At 59.7% G+C, this 23,214-nt stretch carries 25 protein-coding genes and 1 pseudogene; 19 read left to right on the forward strand and 7 right to left on the reverse strand.

Going from position 1 to position 23,214, the window contains the following annotated elements; genetic code table 11:
• Nucleotides 1–311 precede the first annotated feature (311 nt).
• The 3 genes from MKZ91_RS30565 to MKZ91_RS30575 all read right to left on the reverse strand — a co-directional run bounded on the left by MKZ91_RS30565 (nt 312) and on the right by MKZ91_RS30575 (nt 2,270).
• On the reverse strand, nt 312–872 hold the full coding sequence (locus tag MKZ91_RS30565) for a fatty acid desaturase (protein WP_442892374.1): 561 nt from the start codon (nt 870–872) through the stop codon (nt 312–314).
• Nucleotides 873–904: 32 nt separating this feature from the next.
• Nucleotides 905–1,045: a hypothetical protein gene (locus MKZ91_RS30570; RefSeq protein WP_336174780.1), complete on the reverse strand. Its 141-nt coding sequence runs from the start codon at nt 1,043–1,045 to the stop codon at nt 905–907.
• 991 nt (nt 1,046–2,036) lie between these two features.
• Nucleotides 2,037–2,270, reverse strand: coding sequence for a hypothetical protein (locus MKZ91_RS30575; protein ID WP_336174781.1), 234 nt, complete (start codon nt 2,268–2,270; stop codon nt 2,037–2,039).
• A gap of 392 nt (nt 2,271–2,662) precedes the next feature.
• On the opposite strand from MKZ91_RS30575, the gene MKZ91_RS30580 reads away from it, so the two are divergent.
• The 4 genes and pseudogenes from MKZ91_RS30580 (at nt 2,663) to MKZ91_RS30595 (ending at nt 3,665) form a co-directional block, all read left to right on the forward strand.
• Nucleotides 2,663–2,944, forward strand: coding sequence for a hypothetical protein (locus MKZ91_RS30580; protein WP_336174782.1), 282 nt, complete (start codon nt 2,663–2,665; stop codon nt 2,942–2,944).
• Between the two features lie 11 nt (nt 2,945–2,955).
• A pseudogene (locus MKZ91_RS30585) lies at nt 2,956–3,187 on the forward strand (hypothetical protein).
• Entirely contained in the window at nt 3,184–3,369 is a 186-nt protein-coding gene (locus tag MKZ91_RS30590) for a hypothetical protein (RefSeq protein WP_336174783.1), read from the forward strand. The pseudogene MKZ91_RS30585 and the gene MKZ91_RS30590 overlap by 4 nt, the downstream one beginning before the upstream one ends.
• A gap of 38 nt (nt 3,370–3,407) precedes the next feature.
• Nucleotides 3,408–3,665 (forward strand): hypothetical protein, encoded by a 258-nt coding sequence (locus MKZ91_RS30595; protein ID WP_336174784.1) that lies wholly within the window; start codon nt 3,408–3,410, stop codon nt 3,663–3,665.
• A gap of 273 nt (nt 3,666–3,938) precedes the next feature.
• On the opposite strand, the gene MKZ91_RS30600 is transcribed toward MKZ91_RS30595, so the two are convergent.
• The 4 genes from MKZ91_RS30600 to MKZ91_RS30615 all read right to left on the reverse strand — a co-directional run bounded on the left by MKZ91_RS30600 (nt 3,939) and on the right by MKZ91_RS30615 (nt 7,471).
• Complete coding sequence (locus MKZ91_RS30600) at nt 3,939–4,343, reverse strand: hypothetical protein (RefSeq protein WP_336174785.1); 405 nt, start codon at nt 4,341–4,343, stop codon at nt 3,939–3,941.
• A gap of 281 nt (nt 4,344–4,624) precedes the next feature.
• Nucleotides 4,625–5,029, reverse strand: coding sequence for an acyl-CoA thioesterase (locus tag MKZ91_RS30605; RefSeq protein WP_113398928.1), 405 nt, complete (start codon nt 5,027–5,029; stop codon nt 4,625–4,627).
• A gap of 18 nt (nt 5,030–5,047) precedes the next feature.
• On the reverse strand, nt 5,048–6,304 hold the full coding sequence (locus MKZ91_RS30610) for a glycerate kinase type-2 family protein (RefSeq protein WP_113398927.1): 1,257 nt from the start codon (nt 6,302–6,304) through the stop codon (nt 5,048–5,050).
• Between the two features lie 138 nt (nt 6,305–6,442).
• On the reverse strand, nt 6,443–7,471 hold the full coding sequence (locus tag MKZ91_RS30615) for a LacI family DNA-binding transcriptional regulator (protein ID WP_113398926.1): 1,029 nt from the start codon (nt 7,469–7,471) through the stop codon (nt 6,443–6,445).
• 404 nt (nt 7,472–7,875) lie between these two features.
• Between MKZ91_RS30615 and MKZ91_RS30620 the strand changes: the two genes are divergently transcribed.
• The 15 genes from MKZ91_RS30620 (at nt 7,876) to MKZ91_RS30690 (ending at nt 23,089) form a co-directional block, all read left to right on the forward strand.
• On the forward strand, nt 7,876–8,664 hold the full coding sequence (locus MKZ91_RS30620; protein ID WP_113398925.1) for a transporter substrate-binding domain-containing protein: 789 nt from the start codon (nt 7,876–7,878) through the stop codon (nt 8,662–8,664).
• Nucleotides 8,665–8,728: 64 nt separating this feature from the next.
• Entirely contained in the window at nt 8,729–9,448 is a 720-nt protein-coding gene (locus tag MKZ91_RS30625) for an amino acid ABC transporter permease (protein WP_442892375.1), read from the forward strand.
• Nucleotides 9,445–10,101: an amino acid ABC transporter permease gene (locus tag MKZ91_RS30630; protein WP_113398924.1), complete on the forward strand. Its 657-nt coding sequence runs from the start codon at nt 9,445–9,447 to the stop codon at nt 10,099–10,101. The genes MKZ91_RS30625 and MKZ91_RS30630 overlap by 4 nt, the downstream gene beginning before the upstream one ends.
• On the forward strand, nt 10,082–10,807 hold the full coding sequence (locus MKZ91_RS30635; RefSeq protein ID WP_113398923.1) for an amino acid ABC transporter ATP-binding protein: 726 nt from the start codon (nt 10,082–10,084) through the stop codon (nt 10,805–10,807). Before MKZ91_RS30630 ends, MKZ91_RS30635 begins: the two co-directional genes overlap by 20 nt.
• Before the next feature lie 130 nt (nt 10,808–10,937).
• Nucleotides 10,938–12,149, forward strand: coding sequence for a CaiB/BaiF CoA transferase family protein (locus MKZ91_RS30640; protein ID WP_336174786.1), 1,212 nt, complete (start codon nt 10,938–10,940; stop codon nt 12,147–12,149).
• On the forward strand, nt 12,149–12,961 hold the full coding sequence (locus MKZ91_RS30645) for a 3-ketoacyl-ACP reductase (protein ID WP_113398922.1): 813 nt from the start codon (nt 12,149–12,151) through the stop codon (nt 12,959–12,961). Before MKZ91_RS30640 ends, MKZ91_RS30645 begins: the two co-directional genes overlap by 1 nt.
• A gap of 51 nt (nt 12,962–13,012) precedes the next feature.
• The gene (locus tag MKZ91_RS30650) at nt 13,013–14,506 is read left to right on the forward strand and encodes a sugar ABC transporter ATP-binding protein (RefSeq protein ID WP_113398921.1); all 1,494 of its coding nucleotides are present in this window, start codon (nt 13,013–13,015) and stop codon (nt 14,504–14,506) included.
• 10 nt (nt 14,507–14,516) lie between these two features.
• Nucleotides 14,517–15,983 (forward strand): aldehyde dehydrogenase family protein, encoded by a 1,467-nt coding sequence (locus MKZ91_RS30655; RefSeq protein ID WP_113398920.1) that lies wholly within the window; start codon nt 14,517–14,519, stop codon nt 15,981–15,983.
• Nucleotides 15,980–16,810, forward strand: a complete 831-nt coding sequence (locus MKZ91_RS30660) for an HAD family hydrolase (RefSeq protein WP_113398919.1) — start codon at nt 15,980–15,982, stop codon at nt 16,808–16,810. Before MKZ91_RS30655 ends, MKZ91_RS30660 begins: the two co-directional genes overlap by 4 nt.
• Before the next feature lie 14 nt (nt 16,811–16,824).
• The gene (locus tag MKZ91_RS30665) at nt 16,825–17,817 is read left to right on the forward strand and encodes an ABC transporter permease (protein WP_113398918.1); all 993 of its coding nucleotides are present in this window, start codon (nt 16,825–16,827) and stop codon (nt 17,815–17,817) included.
• Between the two features lie 63 nt (nt 17,818–17,880).
• Nucleotides 17,881–18,831, forward strand: coding sequence for a substrate-binding domain-containing protein (locus tag MKZ91_RS30670; RefSeq protein ID WP_113398917.1), 951 nt, complete (start codon nt 17,881–17,883; stop codon nt 18,829–18,831).
• Nucleotides 18,832–18,891: 60 nt separating this feature from the next.
• Nucleotides 18,892–19,857 (forward strand): dihydrodipicolinate synthase family protein, encoded by a 966-nt coding sequence (locus MKZ91_RS30675; protein WP_113398929.1) that lies wholly within the window; start codon nt 18,892–18,894, stop codon nt 19,855–19,857.
• Nucleotides 19,858–19,860: 3 nt separating this feature from the next.
• Nucleotides 19,861–20,634, forward strand: a complete 774-nt coding sequence (locus MKZ91_RS30680; protein WP_113398916.1) for an enoyl-CoA hydratase-related protein — start codon at nt 19,861–19,863, stop codon at nt 20,632–20,634.
• A 32-nt stretch (nt 20,635–20,666) separates the two neighbouring features.
• The gene (locus MKZ91_RS30685) at nt 20,667–22,286 is read left to right on the forward strand and encodes a GMC family oxidoreductase (RefSeq protein WP_113398915.1); all 1,620 of its coding nucleotides are present in this window, start codon (nt 20,667–20,669) and stop codon (nt 22,284–22,286) included.
• Between the two features lie 455 nt (nt 22,287–22,741).
• Nucleotides 22,742–23,089: a DUF3088 domain-containing protein gene (locus tag MKZ91_RS30690; protein ID WP_113398914.1), complete on the forward strand. Its 348-nt coding sequence runs from the start codon at nt 22,742–22,744 to the stop codon at nt 23,087–23,089.
• Nucleotides 23,090–23,214 lie beyond the last annotated feature (125 nt).

Raw genomic sequence — 23,214 nt, forward strand, 5'->3', positions numbered from 1 at the left:
AAACAAATCACCCATCACGGTCTCCTTTCGGAACCGTGAATCACATCTCAAACGAAATTAATAGGTCCTGAGCCTAGCCTCACTCGTCCCGTGGCCCTAATTGAAAGAGAAGAGTCAGACGAAAGACCGACAAGTCCAGCGCCAATGGCAGCTTCGAGTGTCTCGCTGTATTCGTTTCCCGCGAGCCCATGTTTTTTGGAATGATTCTCAGCGGCCCCGCGTGAGACGGATGGCGACACCCCATATCGAACGCTGTGGAAGGCACCCAGAAGAATGAGAAATTTTTCGTCCAAGCTCTTCATTGTCTACCTTCAATCTATCCAGTGATGGAGGCGGCAATGACCACTAGATATGGCATTGAACCTAACTCCGATCATCCGCGCGCTTAAAACGGCGACGTTCGTTGCCATAGTGGAAATCCATGACAGGGCGCCGGAGCGCATCACTCCGAACGGCGGCCTCTGCTTGAAAAGAAGGAGCCAGGCGGGACCGATGCGGCTAATGAGCCGTCCTCTTCGCGCGAGAATTCCGCATTCCGCGACGGCGGGCGTCGTGATGTCGCCGACACCACGCTCGTCGAGATTGCCTGCCGCGGCGTGGTGTTCGACGTGGGCGCGGCGCCGGTCGTCATAGGGTGTCACTGTCAGCACGCCGATCCCCCGGCCCTTCCAGTCATTCAAGCTGCGCCGGCCGAAGAAGGAACTGTGAGCGCGGTCATGTTGAAGCATGAACACGCGTAAGAGAAATCCCGCCGCAGGGGCGATAAGGACCATGCAGAGCCAGTGGCCGAAGTCACGTCCCCGCCCATAGCAGAGCAAATGGCACAAGGGCACTCGGCGGCCGGAAAGCTGGCTGGCTCTGGTTTTCTTCAAGGCGGTGCGCCACCGCCTCCGCTCCCATTGAGCTATTTCTGCTTCTTGCCGAGGCTGAGCCCGCTGTTGGCGAACTTGACCTGAGTGCCTTGTACGACGGTGGTCGGTGCCACGGTCTTGTCTTTTTTCGGCTTTCGAACTTCGCGATTGCTTCTTACTTGGCTTTTGGCCATCAGATCCTCCTGGGTTTTCGGTTGATTGTGGATTGCAGCACTTCAATGCTGCGGCATAACCGTGCTTTTGGGTCCACTTAGCAAGGACGAAACGTTGCGCCACGAAGGCAGGAAGGCCTCGGGTCCCGTGCAGCCGATCTGAGGCGCCTGATGCGGAGCGCGACCGCGGGTTCACCCATACTAATTCGTTGAGTCCGGCCGCGTTCGCGGTATACAGTCCCGCTGACCCTGACGAGATTACGTGCGGTAGTGTCAAGGTGAAGGTCGGAAGACACGCGGTCCTCCTTTCGTTGGGGCCAGGACATTAACGCCCCGAAGCAGCAGCGCCCTGAAAATGGCTGCTGAAGCTGAGAGCATGTGTTATTTGACCGCCATACGCAATGGCCGTTGAACAACCGCGCCCAGATAAATGTGGCTATGATTTCTAGCCAAAACGGGACTCGAGACAGGTCGCGCTGAAGGAAGCAATGTCCTGCGCATCGAATAGGAAGCAGGATGCGTCTCCTACTCGGCTCCGTTTGCAGGCCATGTCTGCGCGCGTGATCGTTTTCGCCGCTCCAGCCGCAAAGCGATCCAGGATGCCGTCTGGGTGCTGGCTTGACGGATCACTTCGATCACATCAATGGGGTATGCTATCTGTTTGATCGGCCTGGGCCGCTTTGGGTGACGTGCTATAGCCCATGAGGGCTGTCGGGGCGGGTCTGAAGGCCCAGACCATCAGGATGCTCATGGAGACGATGAGAAGCGAGAAAACGAGACGACTTGACATGGCGCATCCCTCCGTGATGGAGCGCTGTGAATGCAGGATCGCATTCGTTGCCATTGTCAGTGCGGCATTTCTGGCAATGAGACGCGCAAGTTCCCTTTAAGGCCTCGCGGTCCGTGCGGTTTGGGAGGGATCGGTATGTCCGGTCGCCGCATGGCAACAGGACAACTGTACCACAATTTCTCGGTACGTGGTCGCAAGGGGGCAGGCGAGGGAGTTTCTGTGTCAAATTACCAACTGCACTATGTGGGCAAAGGGCGTCATTGCCCATTTGCCGCTATTATCCTTTGCTGTCTTGTAGATGATGAAGTCGCGCCCCACGGTAAACGTTCCGTGCATGGTGATCTCATTGCCAGTCGAGAGAATTGCCCGAAGTTCGTTTGTGTGGCGCTGCTCGATTTGGCCACTGATCAAGTCGGCCAGGGCCTGATCAAAAGTTGCTGGTTGTGTGTCTGTCATGGGTAGCCCTCGAGCTGTTGCGGCAGGAAGATTCTTGATGGCGCCACAAATGGAGACGGTAGGCAGAAGCTGGTGCTATTGCAATCGTAGCCTTCTGGGCACCTGAGTTTGCTCAGGAGCTAGCTGTCAATGTCGTTCGAGACCGGCCGTGCTGTCAGGGGGTCGTGAAAGGTCTGCCATATCTTGACCTTGAATTGACCTCAATTGTCGCGCATCCTTGGTAAATCGGTTTAAGCCTTCTTGGCTTCTCGCGGTGTCAGAAACCCGACCCGCCATTTCCCCTTAGATCGTCTCATGTAGTGCATGCCGCATGCAGCGGTACCGGCTCATCACTATCATCAGAAAAGAGATCGCGTGCCGGCGACAAGCTGCCGGTATCGAGAAGAGATGTCATGTTCGACCGAACGATTCACCGGACAATCCATTTCGATCGGCCGTTCAGATTGCCGGGCGTTGATGAGACGATAGTTGCCGGCGATTATGAAATGGATGACGACGAGGTGCCGATTGAAGGGCTTTCCTGGCTCACCTATCGCCGTGTTGCCATCTTCATCAAGCTGCCCGCGACAGTCGAGAATCACTACCGCATGCGGATGATTCAAATCGAACCCGACGAGCTGGCACGTTTGATCGCGCTTGGTGGCGCCGAGATATCAAATACGCCAGGACAATGAGGACAGGAACCATGTCACAGCGTCGCTATCCCGTGGGACTGTCCGTTCGCCTCAGGGACCGTCGTCATCTCTCACCGAGAACCGCAGAAACCTAATCGCATCACGGCAATGATGCCGCTACGCGACAACGCCCCCCAATATCGAATTCGCAACGATGAACTCGGACAGGACCGCGTCAGCGCTGAAAACAATCCTGAACCGATCGACTGGGGAATAACCCGCAGCCACCGAGGAATGCCATGAGCTACGTCGAAACATTGAAGCGGCTGTTCCAAGCTAAATCTGAAATTCGTCAACGCAGTCTTCCGCGGACAACCGCAAAGCCGGCCATTCAGTATGCCCGCGACAGCCAGCAGGAGCACGATGACAGTTCCGGCGCATTGAAACGCAGCCGGGACACGCAGGAGCGGCACCGGCTTCTGTAATGCAAGTGACCCGCGTCATGACAGGGAGATAGGCGCCAATGAAACCGCCCGATCGAAAACATGAGATTGTCATCGCGCGCTGGCAGCTACACGGTGGGGCACCCGACAACATGGGCGAACTCTATCAGTACGGCAGGCGTGTGGAATGTGACGGGTCCTGGACGATCTACCACGTATTCACGGGAGTGCCGGTGCATATCGACTCCTGGACAATGATCGGCCTCGACCAACAATTAGCCGCCGATGTGCTTCAGATGCTTAACGAGCCACACCGGATCCAAAGGGAGGCGAGATAAGTGCCCGTGTTTAACGCGAATGGGAATGTCTTGATGAGCGTCGCGGAAATCGACCTGTTGAGGTGTGTGTTCGAGGCGACTTGCGCGGAGCATCAGATACCGAGGGAGGGAAACTGCGCCGAACATCTCGCCCGGTTTCTTATGTTCGAATTCAATATGTCTGCTTCAACCGAAAGCTCTCTCCTGGCAGCCGTCCACGCGGTCTATCTGGGGAGGGGTTCGAGCCAAGAGGAGGGGTAAGCTGTGTTTCGGCGTGCGGATGCCGATAGGGGGTCAAATTTGTACGCCGGAACAGACCTGAGCTGCAATGTCCTGGTTGAGGTGTGAGAGATGCTTCGCCCGATTTTCATTCCGTCCGATATCGACACGTAGTTCCTTGAGAGCTGCTTCGAGAAACCTTGACTGCAAATCAGTGAAGTAGCCAGCGGTGCGGGCCTGTTGGGTGCACCGGCGTCGCTCCTCAAGATCGTCGCGGAATGCGTTCAATGCGGGGCGCGGCGGCTTTTGACCGGCCACGACCCGTGCCCAGTATCCGCGCGGAGGTTTCGGGACCTGTAGTTTCCGACAGAGTTTGCCGACAGCAACGTCTGATATACCCAGTTCGACGGCAATTTCGCTCGTCGGCCGCTCCCAGACGAGTACGAACAGTTCTTCCCTCGAAAGTTTACGATGCGTCATTCCGTCTGCCTCTTCGCTCAGCCGATGTGCAGGTATTTGGCATGAGGCAAAAGCGGATTTCACCTTGATTTCAAAGGGGAGGGTCTCGCTCGTAATCCGATGCGGCCGGTTGGCGCACTTCGCCGCGCCGCCTTTTCCTGGGACCTGCCGCGAAGGGGGCCTGTCCGTCCGTCACGATCCCAATGCAGGGCTTGTTCCGAGAATGTTCACGTTCTGGGCCAAAATGATCGCATAATGTATCGACTGGAACGCGCCGTACGCGGGCAGCCGCTCGATGAAGATCATTCCAAATGCAAACCGATTGAGTTGCGCATCGCATAGGGCCACGGCCGTGGTCGATAATCTTCCTTGCTGATATGGACGAGGTTGACGCGAGCGGCGAATTTTACATCCCGATCAATGGAAGCGACTATGGACAGTTGGACGCTCGATGTTCCAAGCCGTTCGACCTGCAACTCGAGCTGCAGTAGGTCCCCGAGGCGGCAGGGGGCGCGAAAATCGACCTGAAGCGAGACAACCGGGATAGCGCTTTGCATTTCGACATGGATCTTCGCGAAATCGAAGCCGATCGCTTCGGCAAACCAGTCTTCAACTGTCGCATTGATCATCTCGACGTAGCGCGGATAGAAAACGATGCCCGCCGGATCGCAATGCTGGAAGCGAATGAGCTCTTGTTTCGTGAACATCGGGTTTCTCGGAAGGGCTCAGGTGATAAGGATGGCGCGGAAGTCGTTGACGTTTGTGCCGGTCGGTCCGCACACGAAGAGATCGCTGACTGCGGAAAAGGCGGACCAGGCGTCATTATTCATAAGAAAATCCTCAGCCCTAATGTGCGCGGAGAGCATCCGGTCGATGGTGGTGCTATCGACAAATGCGCCGGCATTGTCTTCGCTGCCGTCGATGCCATCCGTGTCCGCCGCGAGAGCGTGAACTCCCTGGGTATTTTGAATATTGAGAGCGAGTGACAGAAGAAACTCGGTATTGCGCCCGCCTTTGCCCTTTCCGCTGACGGTCACGGTGGTCTCGCCCCCGGACAAGAGGACGACGGGCCGTTCGAAAGGTCTGCCATTGGACTCTATTTCCCGTGTGATGGCCCCGTGGAAAGCACCGGCTTCGCGGGCTTCTCCCTCAAGAGAGTCTGACAGTATCGCCGCCCGCACGCCCGCTTGTGCTGCCGCTGCGGCCGCCGCTTCCAACGATACCTTCGCTGAGGCGACGACATGCACCGAATGCCCCTCGAACACAGAATCGTCCGTTTTGGGCGCGGAATCTGCCGAATCGAGATACCGGAGAAGTTTTTCAGGAAGGTCGATCTTATAGCGGTCGATCATGGCGATCGCATCGCGCAACGTCGCCGAGCTTGGGATCGTTGGTCCGGAGGACACCAGCGCCGGATCATCGCCAGGAATGTCGGAAACGACGAGCGTTACGACCTTCGCGGGGTGCGCCGCGACCGCGAGCCTTCCCCCTTTGATCCTTGAGAACTGCTTCCGGATCGCGTTCATTGCCGAAATCGGTGCCCCTGAGTGAAGGAGCGCTTCGTTGAGCGCGATTTCGTCGGCAAGGTCTAGCCCCGCGGATGGGGCAGGGAGGAGAGCTGAGCCTCCCCCGCACACAAGGGCAATAACGAGGTCATCGGGGGTGAGACCTTGGACAAGGCTGAGCAGCCGTTCGGAAGCCCGCAATCCAGCGGCATCCGGAATGGGGTGGGACGCTTCCAGGACCTCGATATGATCGCAAGCGGCGGCGTATCCATACCGCGTCACCACGGCACCTTCGAGCTTGCCCGGCCATATCCGTTCAAGTGCGCGCGCCAATTGTGCCGATCCCTTGCCTGCACCGACAACGATCGTTCGGCCTCGCGGGACTTCCGGCAAGAACGGGCGGAGACAGTGTTCTGGATTGGCGGCCTCCACCGCGGCATCGAAGAGGGACACGAGAAGTGCTCTGTGGTCTTGCATGTCTCACCTTCAAGGAAAGGGGTTCTAAGGGATGAAGCTTCCGCAGGGCTTCATAGGAAAAGGGTCGAACGAGATGGGTTCTGGCCCCCAGTCCGTCATCCCAGCGGAAACAGGACCGGTAAGTCAGATAGGACAGTCCTATCTGGCCGTCGGGGCCGTGCTGGCGCGGACGATAAGCCTGAGAGGCAACTCACGCTGGCGCATATGCTGACGCTGGGCGTTCGTCGCGAGGAGATAATCGCCGGCAAGGGTGCCCATCTCGCGGGCGGGGACTTCTACCGTCGTCAGATCGGGTGTCGTCAGTTCAGCGATCTCCAGATTGTCGAAGCCTAAGATCGATATGTCGTTCGGAACGCCAATTTGGTTCTCGTGGCAATACTTGATGACGCCGGCGGCAATGATGTCGCTGCCGCAAAACACCGCGGTCGGCCGATCCGGACGTTCCATAAGCCTCTTCATCGCATTGCGGCCCGCCTCGATCTTGTAGGCTGACTCCAGCACAGCGATTTCCGACTTCGGGATTCCGTGCTTTTCCAGCTCCGCCACAAAGCCATCACGCCGCGTGGCGGCCCGGTCGTTATTCTCGGTGATGCCGGCGATCATGGCGAGTTTCGTGTGCCCAAGATCGAGAAGATATCGTGCTGCCATTCGGCCCGCCTTCTCATTGTCGAAGCCGACGGCGGCGCCGACATCCGTCGATGCGGACGTGTAAGTGAAGACATAGGCGATCTTTCGCTGTTCCAGCAGCGCTATCGTTTCCGGACGATGGATGGAACCCACCAGAATGATCGACTCGATTCCGCGTTCGACCAGGAGGCGCACCTGCTCCCATTCCATGTCGATATCGTAAAAAGACGTGCTGATGATGATTGATACGTCTTTCTCGGCCAACCGGGCCTGAAGACTGTTGACCATCGTGGCGTAGATTGCGTGGTCAAGCGTCGGGATGACCGCGCCGACGAGACGCGATCTGGTCGACCGCAGCGCCCGGGCCGAGCCATTCGGAACATAACCGAGGTCGGCCGCTGCTTTCAGAACCCGTTCGCGTGCGGCAACTCCGACGGAAGGATTGTTGTTCAACACCCGCGACACTGTGGCGGGTGAGCAACCTGCCCGCTTGGCCACATCGATCAATTTGGCGTCGAGGCTTTGCTGGTCCGTCTGCAAGTGCGTCTCCTCGTTCCGCAACCGTGAAATCGTTTTATCGCAGCTTTGGCTTTCCGGTTCAACCGCCAAATTTCGGCTGAGACCTACGTTAGCACTTTTTGAAAGCCGACCAAAGAAAACGATTTATCAAAGATTGAGAAGAAATATCGCGGAATGACGACTATTCAAGCTCTCTGAGTTGATTTGGCCGGTGAAAACATTTCCTCATCACGCTTGATGCCTTCACCTGCGATGATGCACGGCCTCAAAAATTGCCTTGACATAAGTGTGGATGATTGAGAAAACGATTTCACGAACGCTTGGGAGTTTCACCAAGGAAGGCGTTCAAATCCCACTCGCGACCTGCCAGGCGCCGCGCCATACGGCGTCAGTCGTGCAGAATTGTCGAAACACGGAGGAGACCTATGAGGAAATTTGCCAAGCTCATCGCCGCGACAGTCATCGCCTGCGCGGCCGCCGCGGGCGCGAATGCCCAGTCAATCAACGATATTGTCTCCAGCGGAAAGGTCCGCATCGGCGTGAACGCCGGTGCTCCGCCGTTCAGCATGATCGACGGAAGCGGTGCGACGGTTGGTTATGATGTCGACGCGGCCAAACTGATCGCGAAATATCTCGGCGTCGAGGCGGAGATCGTGCCGTTCACGACTGCTGCCCGTATTCCCGCGCTCGAGTCCAACAAGGTCGACATCGTCGTGGCGACGCTGTCACCGACGCCGGCTCGTGCCCAGACCGTGATGTTCACGATGCCCTACAGCACGTTTCAGTTGGTCATCTTGGGCGCGAATGACGCGACCTTCGCCAAGCTCGAAGATCTCGCCGGCAAGAAGATCGGCGTATCGCGCGGTACGCCGCAGGAGGCCGCGCTCGACAAGATGGCGCCGGAAGGGGCAACTGTCACGCGCTTTGAGGACGACTCGACGACGATGCAGGCCCTCATTTCGCAACAGGTCGATGCGGTAGCCATTCCCGAGACCGTGTTCGGTGAATTGAAGAAGGCTCGACCGGACATTCCGTTTGAATCGAAGTTCACGCTTTTCAACCAGTACATGTCGATCGCCGTTCGCAAAGACGCCTATGAGCTTCGTCAGTGGCTGAACACCACGCTCTCCTTCATCAAGCAGAGCGGCGAACTCGACGACATCTCTGTCAAATGGACCGGCAAGAAGCTGCCGGCGACCATGCCCGTCTTCTGACAATCGCGACGAGCGGCGGGACGAAATGTCGCCGCTCGCCCGCCCCTCTTGAGGGAGACCTGCTGTGTTTTTCGATCTCCAATTTGCGCCCGTCGTGGCGAATATGCCTGCGCTACTGAAGGGCGTTCTGCTGACCATCGAGCTTTCGGCTGCCGCAATCATCTGCGGGAGCGCGCTTGGGCTTCTGGTGGCGCTGCTTCGCCATCTGGCGCCACAGTCGCTGCGCTGGCCAATGACTGTTTATGTCGAGCTGATCCGCAACACGCCGTTCCTGATCCAGCTCTACATCATCTTCTTCGGACTGCCGGCTTACGGTTTCAAGGTCAGCGCCATAGAGGCGGGTCTGATCGCGATGACGATCAATCTCGGAGCCTACACCACGGAAATCTTTCGTGCAGGCATCGATTCCATCCACCGATCGCAGATCGAGGCGGGTCATGCCTTGGGCCTGACGCGAGTCCAAATCTTCCGCCATATCATCCTGAAGCCTGCCGTGCAGAAAGTCTGGCCGTCACTCGTCAGCCAGTTCGTCTTGATGGTGCTGACGTCGAGCGTGTGCTCGTTCATCTCTGTCGAGGAACTGAGCGGCGCGGCCAATACCATCCAGTCGGCGACATTCCGCAGCTTCGAAGCCTATATGGTGGCGGGCGCGCTTTATCTGGCGCTGGCCATCCTCCTGAAATCCGGCCTCTTCGCAATTGGCCGCTATGCATTCGGCAAGAAGGCGGCAAGGGTTCGCTCCTTCGGGACCGCGGCGCTGATCGCCGGGGAGGCAAAGCAATGATCCGGGATTTCGGCATCCAGGAAATCTACATTCTTCTCGCAGCGGCGCGCTGGACGATCCTGCTCACCGTTTCGGCAACTGTCCTTGGCGGTATCTTCGCCCTCTTCATTGCGCTCGCGCGCGTGTCGATCCACCCGTGGCTGCGCGTTCTGGCGACGGGCTACATCGCCGTCGTCCAGGGCATTCCTGCGCTGATCCTGCTGTTCCTGTCCTATTATGGGCTGTCGAAGGCGGGCTACGATCTCAGCCCCATGGTGGCCGCCTCCATTTCGCTGGCGATTTATGCGAGCGGCTATCTTGCGGATATCTGGCGCGGCGCCATCCAGTCCGTGCCGCTCCAGCAATGGGAGGCGTCGACATGCCTCGCCATGACCCGGGCCCAGCAGTATCGCTATATCATCCTGCCTCAGTCCGTGCGCATCGCCCTGCCGCCTACCGTCGGCTTCCTGGTCCAGCTCGTCAAGAACACCTCGATCGTCTCCGTCGTCGGGGTCGTCGAACTGGCGCGCGCGGCCCAGCTCATCAACAACGCCACGTTCCAACCCTTTCGCGTGTTCATCGCGGTCGGCCTGATCTATTTCGTGATCTGCTACCCGCTTTCACTCGCGAGCAAACGCTTCGAGGTGAAGTTCAATGCCTATCGTGCGAGTTGAAAACCTCAGGAAGAGCTTTGGCGCTCTCGAGGTCCTGAAGGGAGTATCGCTCAACGTTGAAAAGGGCCAGGTCGTCGCTCTGCTCGGGAAGAGCGGGTCCGGCAAGAGCACGCTGCTTCGGTGCCTCAACGGCCTCGAAAAGGTCAATGACGGCAAAATCGAGATAGCGGGTCATTCGATGGTCTACAGCGCCGGAGCCCTGCGTGAACTGCGCAAGGATGTCGGCATCGTTTTCCAGAGCTTCAATCTCTTTCCTCATCTCTCGGTTCTGGAAAACGTTACGCTGGCGCCGCGCCTCAGCAAGGGGATCACGCGCGCGCAAGCGCAGGAGACCGCCCTCGAAATGCTGTCAAAGGTTGGCCTGCACGAAAAGGCGGGCTCCTATCCGGACGAATTGTCAGGTGGACAGCAACAGCGCGTCGCAATCGCCCGGTCCCTTGCCATGAGCCCGAAGGTGATGCTGTTCGACGAGGTGACCTCGGCGCTGGATCCCGAGCTGACCGGGGAGGTGCTCCTCGTCATGGAGAAGCTTGCCGCTGACGGAATGACGATGATCCTCGTGACGCATGAGATGGAGTTCGCGCGCAAGGTCGCGACCACCACGATTTTCATGCATCAGGGGCTCATTCACGAGGAGGGGCCGTCTCAGGAGATTTTCTCATCCCCGCGGACGCGCGAGTTCCGCCAGTTTCTCGGCGCTGCGTAGCGGCCGAGAAAACGATTTATCGACCGCCGGTGCGGCCAGAAGCCTATCTCTCTAGGATGCTGATGCACTATAGCTTGACTCGCTTGTGAAAACATGAGAAATCGATTTCACAAACGCATGGGAGGAAAACTTGCTGCTCAACGGAATCAAAGTCGTCAGCTTCTGCCACTTCCTTCAGGGGCCTGCCGCTGACCAGTATCTCGCCGACATGGGCGCCGAAGTCATCAAGGTCGAGCCTCTCGGGGGCGCCTACGAGCGCGCTTGGTCCGGCGCCAATGTCTATATCGAGGGAGTCAGCGGCTTTTATCTCTGCGCGAACCGCAACAAGCGCTCGATCGCCATCGATCTCAAGAATCCTGCTGGCAAGGAAGTTGCCCGCAAGCTGATCCAGGAGGCCGACGTCGTCCTGGAGAACTTCCGGCCCGGCGTCTTCGCCCGTCTCGGCTTCGACGATGAGGAACTCAAGCGCTTGAACCCGACGCTAATCTTCGCTTCCGCAAGCGGCTTCGGCTCCAGCGGTCCGATGCTCGGAAAACCGGGTCAGGACCTTCTGGTTCAGGCTCGCTCCGGTCTTATCAGCGTCACCGGCAACGTAGCGTCCGGCCCGACCCCGGTCGGTGCTGCCGTCGTCGATCAGCACGGCGGCGCGCTGCTTGCCATGGGCGTTCTCGGTGCTCTGGTGCGCAAGTTGCGGGAAGGCAAGGGAACGCGCGTCGAAGGCAGCTTGCTGAATTCCGGCATCGACCTGCAGAACGAACCTCTCGTGAACTGGTTAGCCGGCGCAATCGAGCGGAACGCCCTCGATCGGCACAAGAGCCTTGCGACCTGGTTCCATCAGGCGCCCTATGGCGTTTATCCGGCCGCCGACGGCCATGTCGTCGTGTCGCTGTGCGAGACGCCGGATCTGGCCGAGGCCGTCGAAAGTGCGGAACTTCGTAAGCTGATCGGGTTGGACCGCTACGAGGACCGTGATGCATTCGCCAAGGCTCTCGCTGAGGCTACGGAGAAGTTCACCATCGCCGAGCTGGAAGAGCGCTTCGACCGCCACAATGTCTGGTGGGCGCCGGTCAAATATTACGACGAACTGCTCAACGATCCGCAGCTCGTGCATTCGGAAGTGTTCCGCGAAGTCGATGTTCGCGGCCGGAAGATCCATCTTGTCAATCACCCCAACCGGTACGACGGCAAGGTTCCGGATCTTCGCGTCCTCGCTCTCGACATCGGCGAGCACACCCGCGAAATCCTCACCGAGCATGGATTCGGTCCGGCCGAGATCGAACAGCTATTCTCGTCCAAGGCGGTGACTGCGCCCGACGAGCAGTCGCAGAAGGGAGCAGCGTGATGGATACGACCTCCCGTGAACAGGATGCTCCGACCGTCGAAGGCCGGAGCCGTGGTGTTGCCATCGTTACCGGTGCCCGCCGCGGCATCGGCCGGGCGATTTGCGTCGAGCTGGCGAAGTCGGGCTTTGATGTCGCAGTGGTTGATATCGCCGCGGACGGCAACGGCGACGAAACCGTGCGGCAGGTCGCGGAGAAGGGGCGAAACGCGTTCTTCTTCAAGCTCGATATCTCCAATACCGCCGACTATTCGACGTTCCTCTCGGCGGTGGGGGATCGGCTTGGCCCGGTGACGTGCCTCGTCAACAATGCGGGCGTGCAAGTTGCCGAGCGCGGAGATCTTCTCGATGTTTCCGAGGAGAGCTTCGATCGGCTGATCGATATCAACCTTCGCGGCACGTTTTTCCTGACCCAAGCCGTCGCGAAAACGATGGTTGGGCGCGAGCATGCAGACGACCGCTCGATCGTCTTCATCACCTCGTCGAATGCTGGTCTCGTTTCGCCGGAAAAGGGACCGTACTGCATCTCCAAGGCAGGGCTTTCAATGGCTTCGCAGCAGTTCGCGCTGCGGCTTGCCGAGCACGATATCAATGTCTTCGAGATCCGGCCCGGCCTGATCCGGACCGATATGACGGCCGAGGTCTTCGACCGATACAATCCGGGCGTCGAGGCCGGCTCGCTCTCGCCCATCCGACGCTGGGGCGAGCCCGAAGACGTGGCCCGCGCCATTGCGACACTCGTGACCGGCGGCATGCCATTCAGCACCGGCGACATCTACAGCATAGGCGGAGGACTGCAGGTTCCGAGGCTGTAACTTTTTGAACTTGTTGAGAAAACGATTTCACGCGTATTGGGAGGCAATGCGATGACGGCGCCTGTTCTGGAAATGAGGGGGATACATAAGCGTTTCCCTGGCGTTTACGCGCTCAAGAATGTCAGCTTCGCCGTAGCTCGGGGCAGCGTCCATGCCCTCGTCGGCGAAAACGGCGCGGGCAAGTCGACGTTGATGCGCATCCTTTCGGGGGCCTATACCGCCAGCGAAGGCTCCGTCGTGATCGATGGCGTCGAAATCGACAATCCGACGCCGGAAAAGATGCTCCAGCTCGGCGTCGCGGTCATCTACCAGGAACTCGCCCAAGCGCCGCACCTGACGGTCGCCGAGAACATCTTCCTCGGCCGCCTTCCGAAAACCGGCCTTGGAACCGTGGACTGGCGCAAAGCGCGCGCCGACGCACGCAAAATCCTCGATAGCCTCAATTTCAAGGTCGATCCGGCGGCAAGGATTGACCGCCTCTCCGTCGCCCAGCGCCAGATGGTTGAGATCGCGAAGGCAATCTCACGCAACGCCCGCATCGTCGTCCTCGATGAGCCTTCGGCCGTGCTCGGCGACAGCGAGCTTCATAATCTCTTCGCCCTCATTCGCAAGCTCAGCAATGAGCAGGGCGTTTCCTTCGTCTACATCTCGCACCGCCTGAAAGAACTCTACGAGATCTGCCAGGACGTGACGGTTCTCCGGGACGGCCAGGTGATCTCGACCGCGCCGCTCGCCGGAATCACGACGGACGACCTGATCCGCCAGATGGTCGGGCGCGAGATGAGCGACATCTTCCCGCAGCGGCCGGAGCCGAAGGCAGACATTCGCCTGGCCGTCGCAAACATGAACCGCAAGGGTGTTCTGCAGGACATCAATTTCGAGGTTCGCCGCGGCGAGATTTTCGGGATCTGCGGTCTCGCGGGTTCGGGGCGGACGGAGGTCCTTCGCGCCATCGCCGGCGCGGACGCGCTCGATAGCGGCGAGATCACCGTCGACGGCGAAAGGCTTGCCTTGAGGAGCCCGGGCGTCGCGCTCTCTAGGGGCATCGGCTTGTTGCCCGAGGATCGCAAGACGGAAGGCCTGTTCCTCGACCAGTCCGTCGCCTTCAACGTCACGATCTCCGCATTGAAATCGGTCAGCGGCGGCGGCTTCCTCCGCTCGGGCCGCGAGCGCCGAAAGGTCGCTGGCTATATCGAGCAGATGCGCATCAAGACGCCTTCGGGCGCGACCCGTGTGCGCACGCTTTCCGGCGGCAACCAGCAGAAATGCGGCATCGCCCGGCAGCTCAACGCGGGAACCACCATTCTTCTGGTCGACGAGCCGACGCGCGGCGTCGATGTCGCCGCCAAGCGTGAGATCTACGACCTCCTGGTGCAACTCACCTCCACGCTCGGCGCCAGCATCGTGATGGTTTCGTCTGAACTTCCCGAAGTTTTGGGCCTGTGTGACCGGATCATGGTCATGCGGCAGGGGAGCGTCGCGGCAATTGTCGACGGGAAAGGCGCAACCGAGGAATCCCTCATGGCCCACGCAGTCTGGAATTAAGGAGCAAGACATGTCAGCCCGTCAGTACACTCACTTCATCGATGGTCGTTTCGATGCATCCGCCGATGCGCACGTCGAACGCAAGGCGCCCGCCACCGGCGAGATCGTCGCCCGTTTCGCTTCCGGCCAGATCGGGGATATGGACCGCGCGGTCGCTGCGGCGCGTGCTGCCTTCGACAAGGGCCCTTGGCCGTCGATGAGCGGCATGGAGCGCGCCGAGATCCTCAACAAGTATGCCGATCTAGTTCGCGCCAACTTCGACCGTCTCGTCCGCATCGAGGTCGAAGAGGTCGGCAAGCCGATCCGTTTCGCGCGTGGCGATATTTCCGGCGTGGTCGGCCTCATCCGCTATGCTGCTTCGCTGGCGCTCCAAATGGCCGGCACGACCTACACCAATCTCGGCGCCGGCAAGACGGCGATGATCATGCGCGAGCCGGTCGGGGTTGTCGGCCTGATCACGCCGTGGAATTTCCCGGCGCTGATCCTCAGCCAGAAGGTTCCGTTCGCGCTCGCCGCAGGCTGCACGGTCGTCGTGAAGCCGTCGGAGTTCACCTCCGGCAGCGCGCTTGAGCTTGCCGCGCTCGCCACGGAGGCCGGCGTGCCGGCGGGTGTGTTCAATGTCGTCACCGGCAAGGGCTCCGTCGTCGGTCAGCACCTCACCGAGCATCCCGGCATCGATTTCATCTCCTTCACCGGCTCGACGCAGGTCGGCCAGACCGTCATCGAGGCATCGGCGCGCAACGTCGTGAAGACCTCGATGGAGCTCGGCGGCAAGGCGGCGAACATCGTCTTCGCCGACGCCGATCTCGACGCCGCCGTCGACGGCGCCCTGATGGGCGTCTTCTTCAACAATGGCGAATGCTGCGTGTCCGGTTCGCGCCTGTTCGTGGAGACCTCAATCGCCGACGAATTCATCAAGCGTGTCGCCCAGCGCTCGGCACAGCTCAAGGTCGGTAATCCCTTCGACGAAGATACCGATATCGGCGCGATGATCGATGAGAAGCACTTCAACAAGGTGCTGGAATTCGTGCGCTCGGGCGTTGACGAGGGGGCAACCCTCCTGACCGGCGGCGCCGCCGCGAAGTCGGGCAGCGGGCATTTCGTCGAGGCGACGATCTTCGATCATGTCGCGCCGTCGATGACGATCTTCAAGGAAGAGATCTTCGGGCCGGTTCTCAGCGTCACGCGCTTCGACACCGTCGACGAGGTCATCGAACTCGCGAACTCCAGCATCTACGGCCTGTCGAACTATGTCTGGTCGAAGAACATTGACACGGTTCTGACCGTCACCAAGCGCCTGAAGAGCGGCTGGGTGCAGGCGAACACCATCATCGACGGCGCCCCGCAACTGCCGCTCAGCGGCGTCAAGGGCTCGGGCTTCGGCTACGAGATGGGTCAGGCCGGCTTCGAGGAATTCACTCAGTTGAAGACTCTGTTCATTCACACGGGTCCGCGCCAGCCGGTCTTCGCGCGATGAACGCCGCCGCTCCCATCGCGCTTCTGGTCTCGGACGTCGACCGTACGTTGCTGACGCATGACTATGCTCTTCCCGAGCCGGTCGTGGACGCCATCGCACGAGCCGGAGAGCTGGGCGTGCGGGTCGTGCTGGCATCGGCACGATCCCCCGAGGCGCTGCGACCCTATGCGAAGCGCCTCGGTCTGACCGATCTAGTCGCCTGCTTCAATGGCGGCTGGATCGGGAGCCTTCAAACGGGCGCGGCGATCGCGACGACCACAATCGAGCGTGAGGATGCCCTGTCTGCGATGCAGGCTGCCAGAGACTTCGGGCTCGGCGCCCTCTGGTATGGCATCGACCAGGTCTATGCCCTCGAACGCAATCCGGTGGTGCAGCGCGAGGTCGCGATCACCGGTGAGAAGCTGGGTATTGTCGATGCGCTCGAAGATCTTCCGGGACAGCCCGGCAAGATCATGTGCGTGCGTACCGACGCGAACGACGACAGCGCTTTCAAGGCGATGCAGGATCGATTTTCCGAGACACTCTCGCTTGTGCGCTCGCATTGGAGGCTCCTGGAGATCAATCCGCCCGGCGTTTCGAAACGCACCGCCATCCAGATGCTTTCCGCCCATCTGGGCGTCACCCAGGAACGCTGTGCGGCCGCCGGAGACGCGGAAAACGACGTCGGCATGCTGCGCTGGGCAAAGGTCGCCCTGACCGTCGGCAACGCCATCGACGAAATCAAGAGCTTCGCGGCCTTTGTCGGCCCGTCCTGTGACGACGGCGGAATGGCTGCCGCCGTGGATTGGCTCACAAACCGGCTCCATGAGCCATCGAACCAGAACTAGGGAGGAGAGGGGACATGGCTCACACGGCAACCCCCGGGAATGCGTCAATGGAAGGCTCGGCCGCTTCGCGGGCATGGTCGCTCGTGCAAAGCCTCGGCCTTTTCTGGGTGCTGGTCGCGCTGTGCGCGGTAGCAATCTACCTTTCGCCGAGCTTCCTCCAGGTCGGCAATCTCATGAATGTGGGGCGCCAGATCGCCCTGTTCGGTATCGTCAGCATCGGCATGACCTTCGTCATCCTGACGCGCGGCATTGACCTGTCGGTGGGATCGATCGTCGGGGTCGTAGCGGTCTCCAGCGCCATGCTGCTTTCCTCGGGCGCCCCGATCCCTGTTGTCATCGTCCTGGCGCTGGTCATGGGCGCCGTCTTCGGCGCGCTGAACGGCGCTGGCGTCGTCTTCTTCCGCATGCCCCCCTTCATCATGACCTTGGGTACGCTCGTCATGGGCCGCGGCATCGCAATGACCATTGCGAACGGTGAGCCGCAGAACCTCGGTGATGCCACAGATGCTTTCTATTTCCTCGGTGGCGGCTTCCTTCTCGGCGTTCCCGTACCGATCTGGATTTTTGCAGGCGTGGCGTTGATCGCCTTTGTCGTTCTCCGCTCGACCGCGTTCGGCCGCCAGGTTTACGCCGTTGGCTCGAATGCAGAAGCCGCGCACCTGGCCGGCATCAAGGTCGGGGCCGTGCTTATGTCGGTCTACGTCATCTCGGGAATTCTCGCCTCACTGACCGCACTCATTACGATCTCGCGTCTCACCGTCGGCGAGCCGACCGCCGGCACCAACCTTGAACTGGAGGCGATCGCCATCGTGGTCATCGGGGGCACCAGCCTCTTCGGTGGCGAAGGCACCATCATCGGAACCGTTATCGGCGCCGCCATCATTGCCGTCATCGCCAACATCCTTAACTTGCTCGGCATCTCGCCCTTCACCCAGCAGATCGTCAAGGGCGCCATCATCATCGCTGCCGTCATGTTCGAGGTCTACCGCCACCGCCAGCGGGTCTGAATGCCGTCGCGCCAGGGTGGCGCGCGGAGAACTGCAACTGTCCAATTTTGAGGAGGAACGAGCATGAACACCAACCGCAGACAATTCTTGACGCTCTCCGCGGCCCTCGCAGCTGTCGGCACGGTCGGCCTGCCGCTGCGCGGCGCTTTCGCCCAGGAAAAGTTCAAAATTGGCTTCAGTCAGGGCACGATGAACCATCCCTGGCGCATCGCGATGGTCGAGGTGAACAAGAAATACGCGGCGGAAAACTATCCTGACCTCGACATCCTCGTGACCGATGGCAACAACGATGCCGCCAAGCAGGTGGCCGACGTGGAAAGCCTGCTGACGCAGGGCATCAAGGTTCTCGTGATCTCGCCGCTCACTGAACAGGCCCTGACGCCGGTTGTGAAGGACGCAATGGCGCAGGGCATTCCCGTCCTGACGCTCGACCGCAAGGTCAACACGGAGGTGACCTGCCACCTCGGCGGTCTCAACCTGCCGCTCGGCGAAGGTGCCGGCAAATTCCTGATCGATGCGCTTCCGAACGGCGGAAATATCATCGAGCTGCAGGGCACGGCCGGAGCCTCGGCCACCAACGACCGCCACAACGGCTTTGCAAGCGCAATCGCCGGCAACGCCGCCCTGAAGGTCGTGGCGCAGCAGAACTGCGACTACACCCGCGACAAGGCCGTGAAGTTCATGGAGGACATGCTCCAGCGCTTCAAGCCGGGCGAAATCCAGGCCGTCTACGCACATAATGACGAAATGGCCCTCGGCGCGATCCAGGTGATGGAGGCGGCCGGCCGCCTCGAAGGCGTGAAGGTGATCGGGATGGACGGCCAGAATACGGCCTTCCAGGAGATCAAGGATGGCAAGATGTCGGCCTGCTTCATCTATCCCTTCTGCGCGCCGGAAGGCATCCAGACCGCCTACAAGATCGCCCAGGGCGAGACTGTCGACAAAGAAATCGTCCTGCCGACTGTCCAGGTTTCCAGCGACAACGTCGACCAGTTCCTCGGCAATGGCATCTAAGCCACGCCGATGGGCCGCGCCGTCTGGGCGCGGCCCCACCTCGAACAGAAGGAAGAAGCGATGACATCCGTCCGTCCCTACGACGATCCTCAAGGGGTCATTCCCGCCGTCCTCATGCCGTTCAATGCGAAGCTGGAGGTCGACGAAACGGCCTATCGCAAGCATCTCGCCGATGTCGGTGGCGTGGAAGGCATTAGCGCGATCGCCATCAATGGTCATGCGGCCGAGGTCGCGTCGTTGACCATCGAGGAGCAATTCCGCGCGATCGCAGTCACCAAGGAGGTGCTCGAGGAGCGCGTTCCGACCGTCGTCGCCGTCTACACGAATTCGAGCCTTCAAGCCGCACGCATCGCCCGCAAGGCGCAGGACGAAGGTGCAAATGGTCTTCTCGTCTTCCCACCCGAGGTGATGGTTCTCGGTGGGAATATGCGTCCGGAAGTTATCCAGGAGCATTACAAGCACATCACCGACGCCTCCAACCTCCCGATCATCCACTACCAGTTCCCCGTGGCCTCGAACCTTGCCATACCCCTGCCGACGCTGCTCGAGCTTTGCTCGCGGTTTCCGTCGATCCGGGCGATCAAGGACAATTGCGGCGACGGCAACCTGCACGAACGCCAGATTCGCGAGCTTCGGGCGCTCGACCAGCCGGTCAGAACGCTCACCACCCACAGCTCCTGGCTCCTCGGCTCGCTTGCCCTTGGTTGCGATGGCCTGCTCTCAGGCGCTGGATCAGTGATCGCCAACCTGCAGGTCGCGCTTCTTCGCGCTGTGAAGGCCGGCGATCTCAACGCGGCCAAGGCGATCAATGACAAGATCTATCCGACGGTCCGCGCCTTTTATGATCATCCGCTTCTCGACATGCACAATCGCATGAAGGAAGCGCTTGTCATTCTCGGTCGTTGGGAGGAAGCCTATGTTCGCCCGCCGCTGGTCAAGCCGACAGCCGCCGAGATCGAAAAGATCCGCCGTTGTGTCGAGCAGGCTGGCCTGACGCCGGAGACCCTTTACAAGAAGGTTGCATGACCGATGACCGCACTTGTGCTGAAAAACCGTCCGTCTCCGGGCGTGCTTCACCTGACGCTGAACCGTCCGGAAAAGCTGAACGCCCTGTCGAAGGAACTGCTCGGCGAACTCGTCGGTCTGCTCAACGATGCGAGAGCGGACACCGAGGTCGGCTGCGTCATCCTGACTGGCAGCGGACGCGCTTTTTCAGCCGGTGCGGACATCTCCGATATGTTGGAGAGGGGCGTGGCATCTTACGCCGATCCCGAGAGGTTGGCACGTTGGCAGGAAATCCAGGATTTCCCGAAGCCGATCATCGCTGCCGTAAACGGCTTTGCCCTCGGGGGAGGGCTTGAGCTGGCCCTTCTCTGCGACATCATCATCGCTGCGGATACCGCCAAGTTCGCCATGCCCGAAATCAATATCGGCTCCTTCCCAGGCGATGGCGGCACGCAAAGGCTTCCCCGTCTCGTCGGACGGAGCTTTGCCATGCAGATGGTGCTGACCGGCCAGATGGTTGATGCCGCGCTCGCCGAGCGAAAAGGGCTGGTCAGCGAGATTGTGGCATTGGACAGTTTGCAGGAGCGGGCGGTCGAAATCGCGTCTGCTATTGCCGCGCAGTCGACCGCGATCACGCCCTATGCCAAGAGGGCTGTCCGGGCGGCGGACGAACATTCCCTTGCCGAGGGCCTGCGGGTCGAGCATCAACTCACCGTCGAGGCCTTTGACACGGAAGACAGGATGGAAGGGCTTCGTGCCTTTGCCGAGAAGCGCAAACCGAAGTTCCAGGGTCGTTGAGGAGATCCCTAGTAGGGAGATCGGGAGGCAGCATGCCAGACTATGATTATATCGTGACGGGCGCCGGTTCAGCTGGCTGCGTGATTGCAAACCGCTTGAGCGAAGATCCATCGGTCAAAGTCCTTTTGCTAGAAGCCGGCAGCCGGGACTGGAACCCGATGATCCACATACCCGGCGGGCTCGGGAAACTGTTCGGGCCGGGCGTGAATTGGCGTTTCACGACTGTGCCGCAGAAGAACCTAGACAACCGCGAGATTTGGTACCCGCAGGGTAAGACGCTGGGCGGTTCAAGCTCCATCAACGCGATGATCTACATTCGCGGTCAGCGCGAAGACTATGACAACTGGGCCGCGCTCGGAAACGAGGGCTGGAGCTATGAGGACGTGCTGCCGTACTTCCGCAAGTCGGAGGATAACGACCGCCTCGTGAACAGGTATCATGGCGAAGGCGGGCCGTTGTGGGTCTCCGATCAAGTCAATCCCCATAAACTTTCCAGGGCCTTCGTTCGGGCCTGCCAGTCCTGGGGGCTTCCGTACAACCCGGATTTCAACGGCGAAACCCAGTATGGCGCTGGCCTCTACCAAGTGACATGCCGCGACGGGCGTCGTCGGAGTTCGGCGGTATCCTATCTTCGTCCGGTACGCTCGCGAAAGAACCTGACGGTCATGACCGGTTCCAGGGCGATCCGCATTGTCCTTGAGGGGGACAAGGCCGTCGGCGTCGAGGTCGCTCAGGGCCGCTTGGTCCGGATTGTCCGCTGCAGCCGCGAGGTGATTGTCACGAGCGGTGCTATCAACTCGCCGCGTCTCCTTATGCTTTCGGGTATCGGCGATGCTGACGAGCTCCGTAAGGTTGGTGTTGATCCCAAGGTGGACCTAAAGGGCGTCGGGAAGAACCTTCAAGACCACTTGTGCTCGAATGTCCATGTCAGTCTGAAGGAGCCGATCAGCTATGACGGTCAGGATCGTTTCCCTCATTCGGTGCGTCACGGCCTGCAGTGGCTGCTCTATCGCAACGGACCCGCCGCATCTGTCATAGTCGAGGGCGGCGGCTTCGCCTCGAGCGAGAACAACGGTCGGCCGGATATGCAAATCCACATCGCACCCGCAATGGTGGTCCGCGGGGGCCAGACACGCCTCGACGGTCACGGTTTTACTGTCAACACCACTTTTTTGCGGCCGCGAAGCGTGGGGACCATCGCCCTCCGGTCTGGCAATCCAGTCGACGAGCCGCTCATTGATCCGAATTATCATGGTGAGCAGTACGATCGCGACATGTCGCTAAAATCGATCGAGACGACGCGCGCAATTCTCTCCCAGCCTGCGATCGCCAAGTACATCAAGATTGAGCGATTGCCCGGTCCCGACGCCAAGTCGAAGCAGGATATCATGGCCTACGTTCGCCAATATGCGTGCTGCGACTACCATCCGGTCGGCACATGTAAGATGGGGGTCGATGAAAACGCAGTCGTGGATCCGCAGTTGCGGGTGCGAGGCCTGCGGGGTCTGCGCATCGCGGACTCGTCGATCATGCCCGTGCTCCTCAGTGGCAACACGAACGCACCGACCATGATGATCGGTGAGAAAGCGGCGGAACTGATTAAGCATGGGGAGCCTCTGAGGCTGGAACGGAATGATGCTATTCCGGCTTGATAGTTGGTGACCTGCCACTGACTTTCATCCAGAAGCGACTAGAGCTCCGGCGGTTTTAAATTGGACGCTGCAGCAATGACTGAGGGAGCGCGGTTTCAGAGTGCGTCTTGTCGAAGAACGCAACACAGAATCGGTGCGTGATACCATTAAGCGGTACCACCCAACGACGGTGTTCCATGATCATCCCATCGTGTGAACTGCCCCCACTTTCGACCGAACACTCAGCAGCATAAGCATGGAGGTCCTGGTCCCGAACTGAAGATACGTTGGCGTCAAATCCGAATTGCGGCTGGTGAAGATTGCAGACTACGGGATGGCGGTCAGCGAGAACATCCCGTAAGCGAGGTAACTGGCTCGGGAGTTCGTATAGTCATCGTGGATTTTTTGAGACTTGCTAGCGAGCTTTGGTGCGACGGCTCAAGCACATTTAGGGCGATAGAATAGAGGGTATCCTAATGATGAAAGATAAACTGTTTCTCATTCGGCCGGGTTTCAATGACCCCGCCTATCCAGGCCAGCAATTTTACTGTTGGCACTGTGCTCTTATTGAAGGGGTTCTCGCCTCGTTTCCTGACTTAACCCACCAGATCGATGTTGAACGAATTGCGTGGCCTCGTCCGCGATTGCCCGTTATCGCGTTGGTAGGAGACGAAAACCAATCCTTGCCGTTACTCGTACTGGCGGACGGTAAATCGTCGGAGCATCAAACTGGCGTCTTTCAAGGAAGAGCGTTCATTTCCGAAAAGGATAAGATCCTTGCCGCCTTGTCAGAACGGCACGGCTTCCCCGATCCACATCCCTGAGAAACTCGCGGCGATCAGCAGCGACGGGCGGATGACTTGGCAGGTCTCCGTCGGATCATGTCCCAGGGAGTGGTGTAGGTGGCGGGAGGTAGCAAAGCCGAGCGCCCGCGCGCTTCTCGTTGCGC

Origin of the sequence: Ensifer sp. MJa1 (genome assembly GCF_037026475.1) — a bacterium.
In the GTDB taxonomy this organism is placed as follows: domain Bacteria; phylum Pseudomonadota; class Alphaproteobacteria; order Rhizobiales; family Rhizobiaceae; genus Ensifer.

Coding starts and splice junctions, on each gene's coding strand:
- MKZ91_RS30570 (WP_336174780.1), bottom strand. CDS start 1,045: ATGGCCAAAAGCCAAGTAAGAAGCAATCGCGAAGTTCGAAAGCCGAAA.
- MKZ91_RS30575 (WP_336174781.1), bottom strand. CDS start 2,270: ATGACAGACACACAACCAGCAACTTTTGATCAGGCCCTGGCCGACTTG.
- MKZ91_RS30580 (WP_336174782.1), top strand. CDS start 2,663: ATGTTCGACCGAACGATTCACCGGACAATCCATTTCGATCGGCCGTTC.
- MKZ91_RS30590 (WP_336174783.1), top strand. CDS start 3,184: ATGAGCTACGTCGAAACATTGAAGCGGCTGTTCCAAGCTAAATCTGAA.
- MKZ91_RS30595 (WP_336174784.1), top strand. CDS start 3,408: ATGAAACCGCCCGATCGAAAACATGAGATTGTCATCGCGCGCTGGCAG.
- MKZ91_RS30600 (WP_336174785.1), bottom strand. CDS start 4,343: ATGACGCATCGTAAACTTTCGAGGGAAGAACTGTTCGTACTCGTCTGG.
- MKZ91_RS30605 (WP_113398928.1), bottom strand. CDS start 5,029: ATGTTCACGAAACAAGAGCTCATTCGCTTCCAGCATTGCGATCCGGCG.
- MKZ91_RS30610 (WP_113398927.1), bottom strand. CDS start 6,304: ATGCAAGACCACAGAGCACTTCTCGTGTCCCTCTTCGATGCCGCGGTG.
- MKZ91_RS30620 (WP_113398925.1), top strand. CDS start 7,876: ATGAGGAAATTTGCCAAGCTCATCGCCGCGACAGTCATCGCCTGCGCG.
- MKZ91_RS30630 (WP_113398924.1), top strand. CDS start 9,445: ATGATCCGGGATTTCGGCATCCAGGAAATCTACATTCTTCTCGCAGCG.
- MKZ91_RS30635 (WP_113398923.1), top strand. CDS start 10,082: ATGCCTATCGTGCGAGTTGAAAACCTCAGGAAGAGCTTTGGCGCTCTC.
- MKZ91_RS30645 (WP_113398922.1), top strand. CDS start 12,149: ATGGATACGACCTCCCGTGAACAGGATGCTCCGACCGTCGAAGGCCGG.
- MKZ91_RS30650 (WP_113398921.1), top strand. CDS start 13,013: ATGACGGCGCCTGTTCTGGAAATGAGGGGGATACATAAGCGTTTCCCT.
- MKZ91_RS30655 (WP_113398920.1), top strand. CDS start 14,517: ATGTCAGCCCGTCAGTACACTCACTTCATCGATGGTCGTTTCGATGCA.
- MKZ91_RS30660 (WP_113398919.1), top strand. CDS start 15,980: ATGAACGCCGCCGCTCCCATCGCGCTTCTGGTCTCGGACGTCGACCGT.
- MKZ91_RS30665 (WP_113398918.1), top strand. CDS start 16,825: ATGGCTCACACGGCAACCCCCGGGAATGCGTCAATGGAAGGCTCGGCC.
- MKZ91_RS30670 (WP_113398917.1), top strand. CDS start 17,881: ATGAACACCAACCGCAGACAATTCTTGACGCTCTCCGCGGCCCTCGCA.
- MKZ91_RS30675 (WP_113398929.1), top strand. CDS start 18,892: ATGACATCCGTCCGTCCCTACGACGATCCTCAAGGGGTCATTCCCGCC.
- MKZ91_RS30680 (WP_113398916.1), top strand. CDS start 19,861: ATGACCGCACTTGTGCTGAAAAACCGTCCGTCTCCGGGCGTGCTTCAC.
- MKZ91_RS30685 (WP_113398915.1), top strand. CDS start 20,667: ATGCCAGACTATGATTATATCGTGACGGGCGCCGGTTCAGCTGGCTGC.
- MKZ91_RS30690 (WP_113398914.1), top strand. CDS start 22,742: ATGATGAAAGATAAACTGTTTCTCATTCGGCCGGGTTTCAATGACCCC.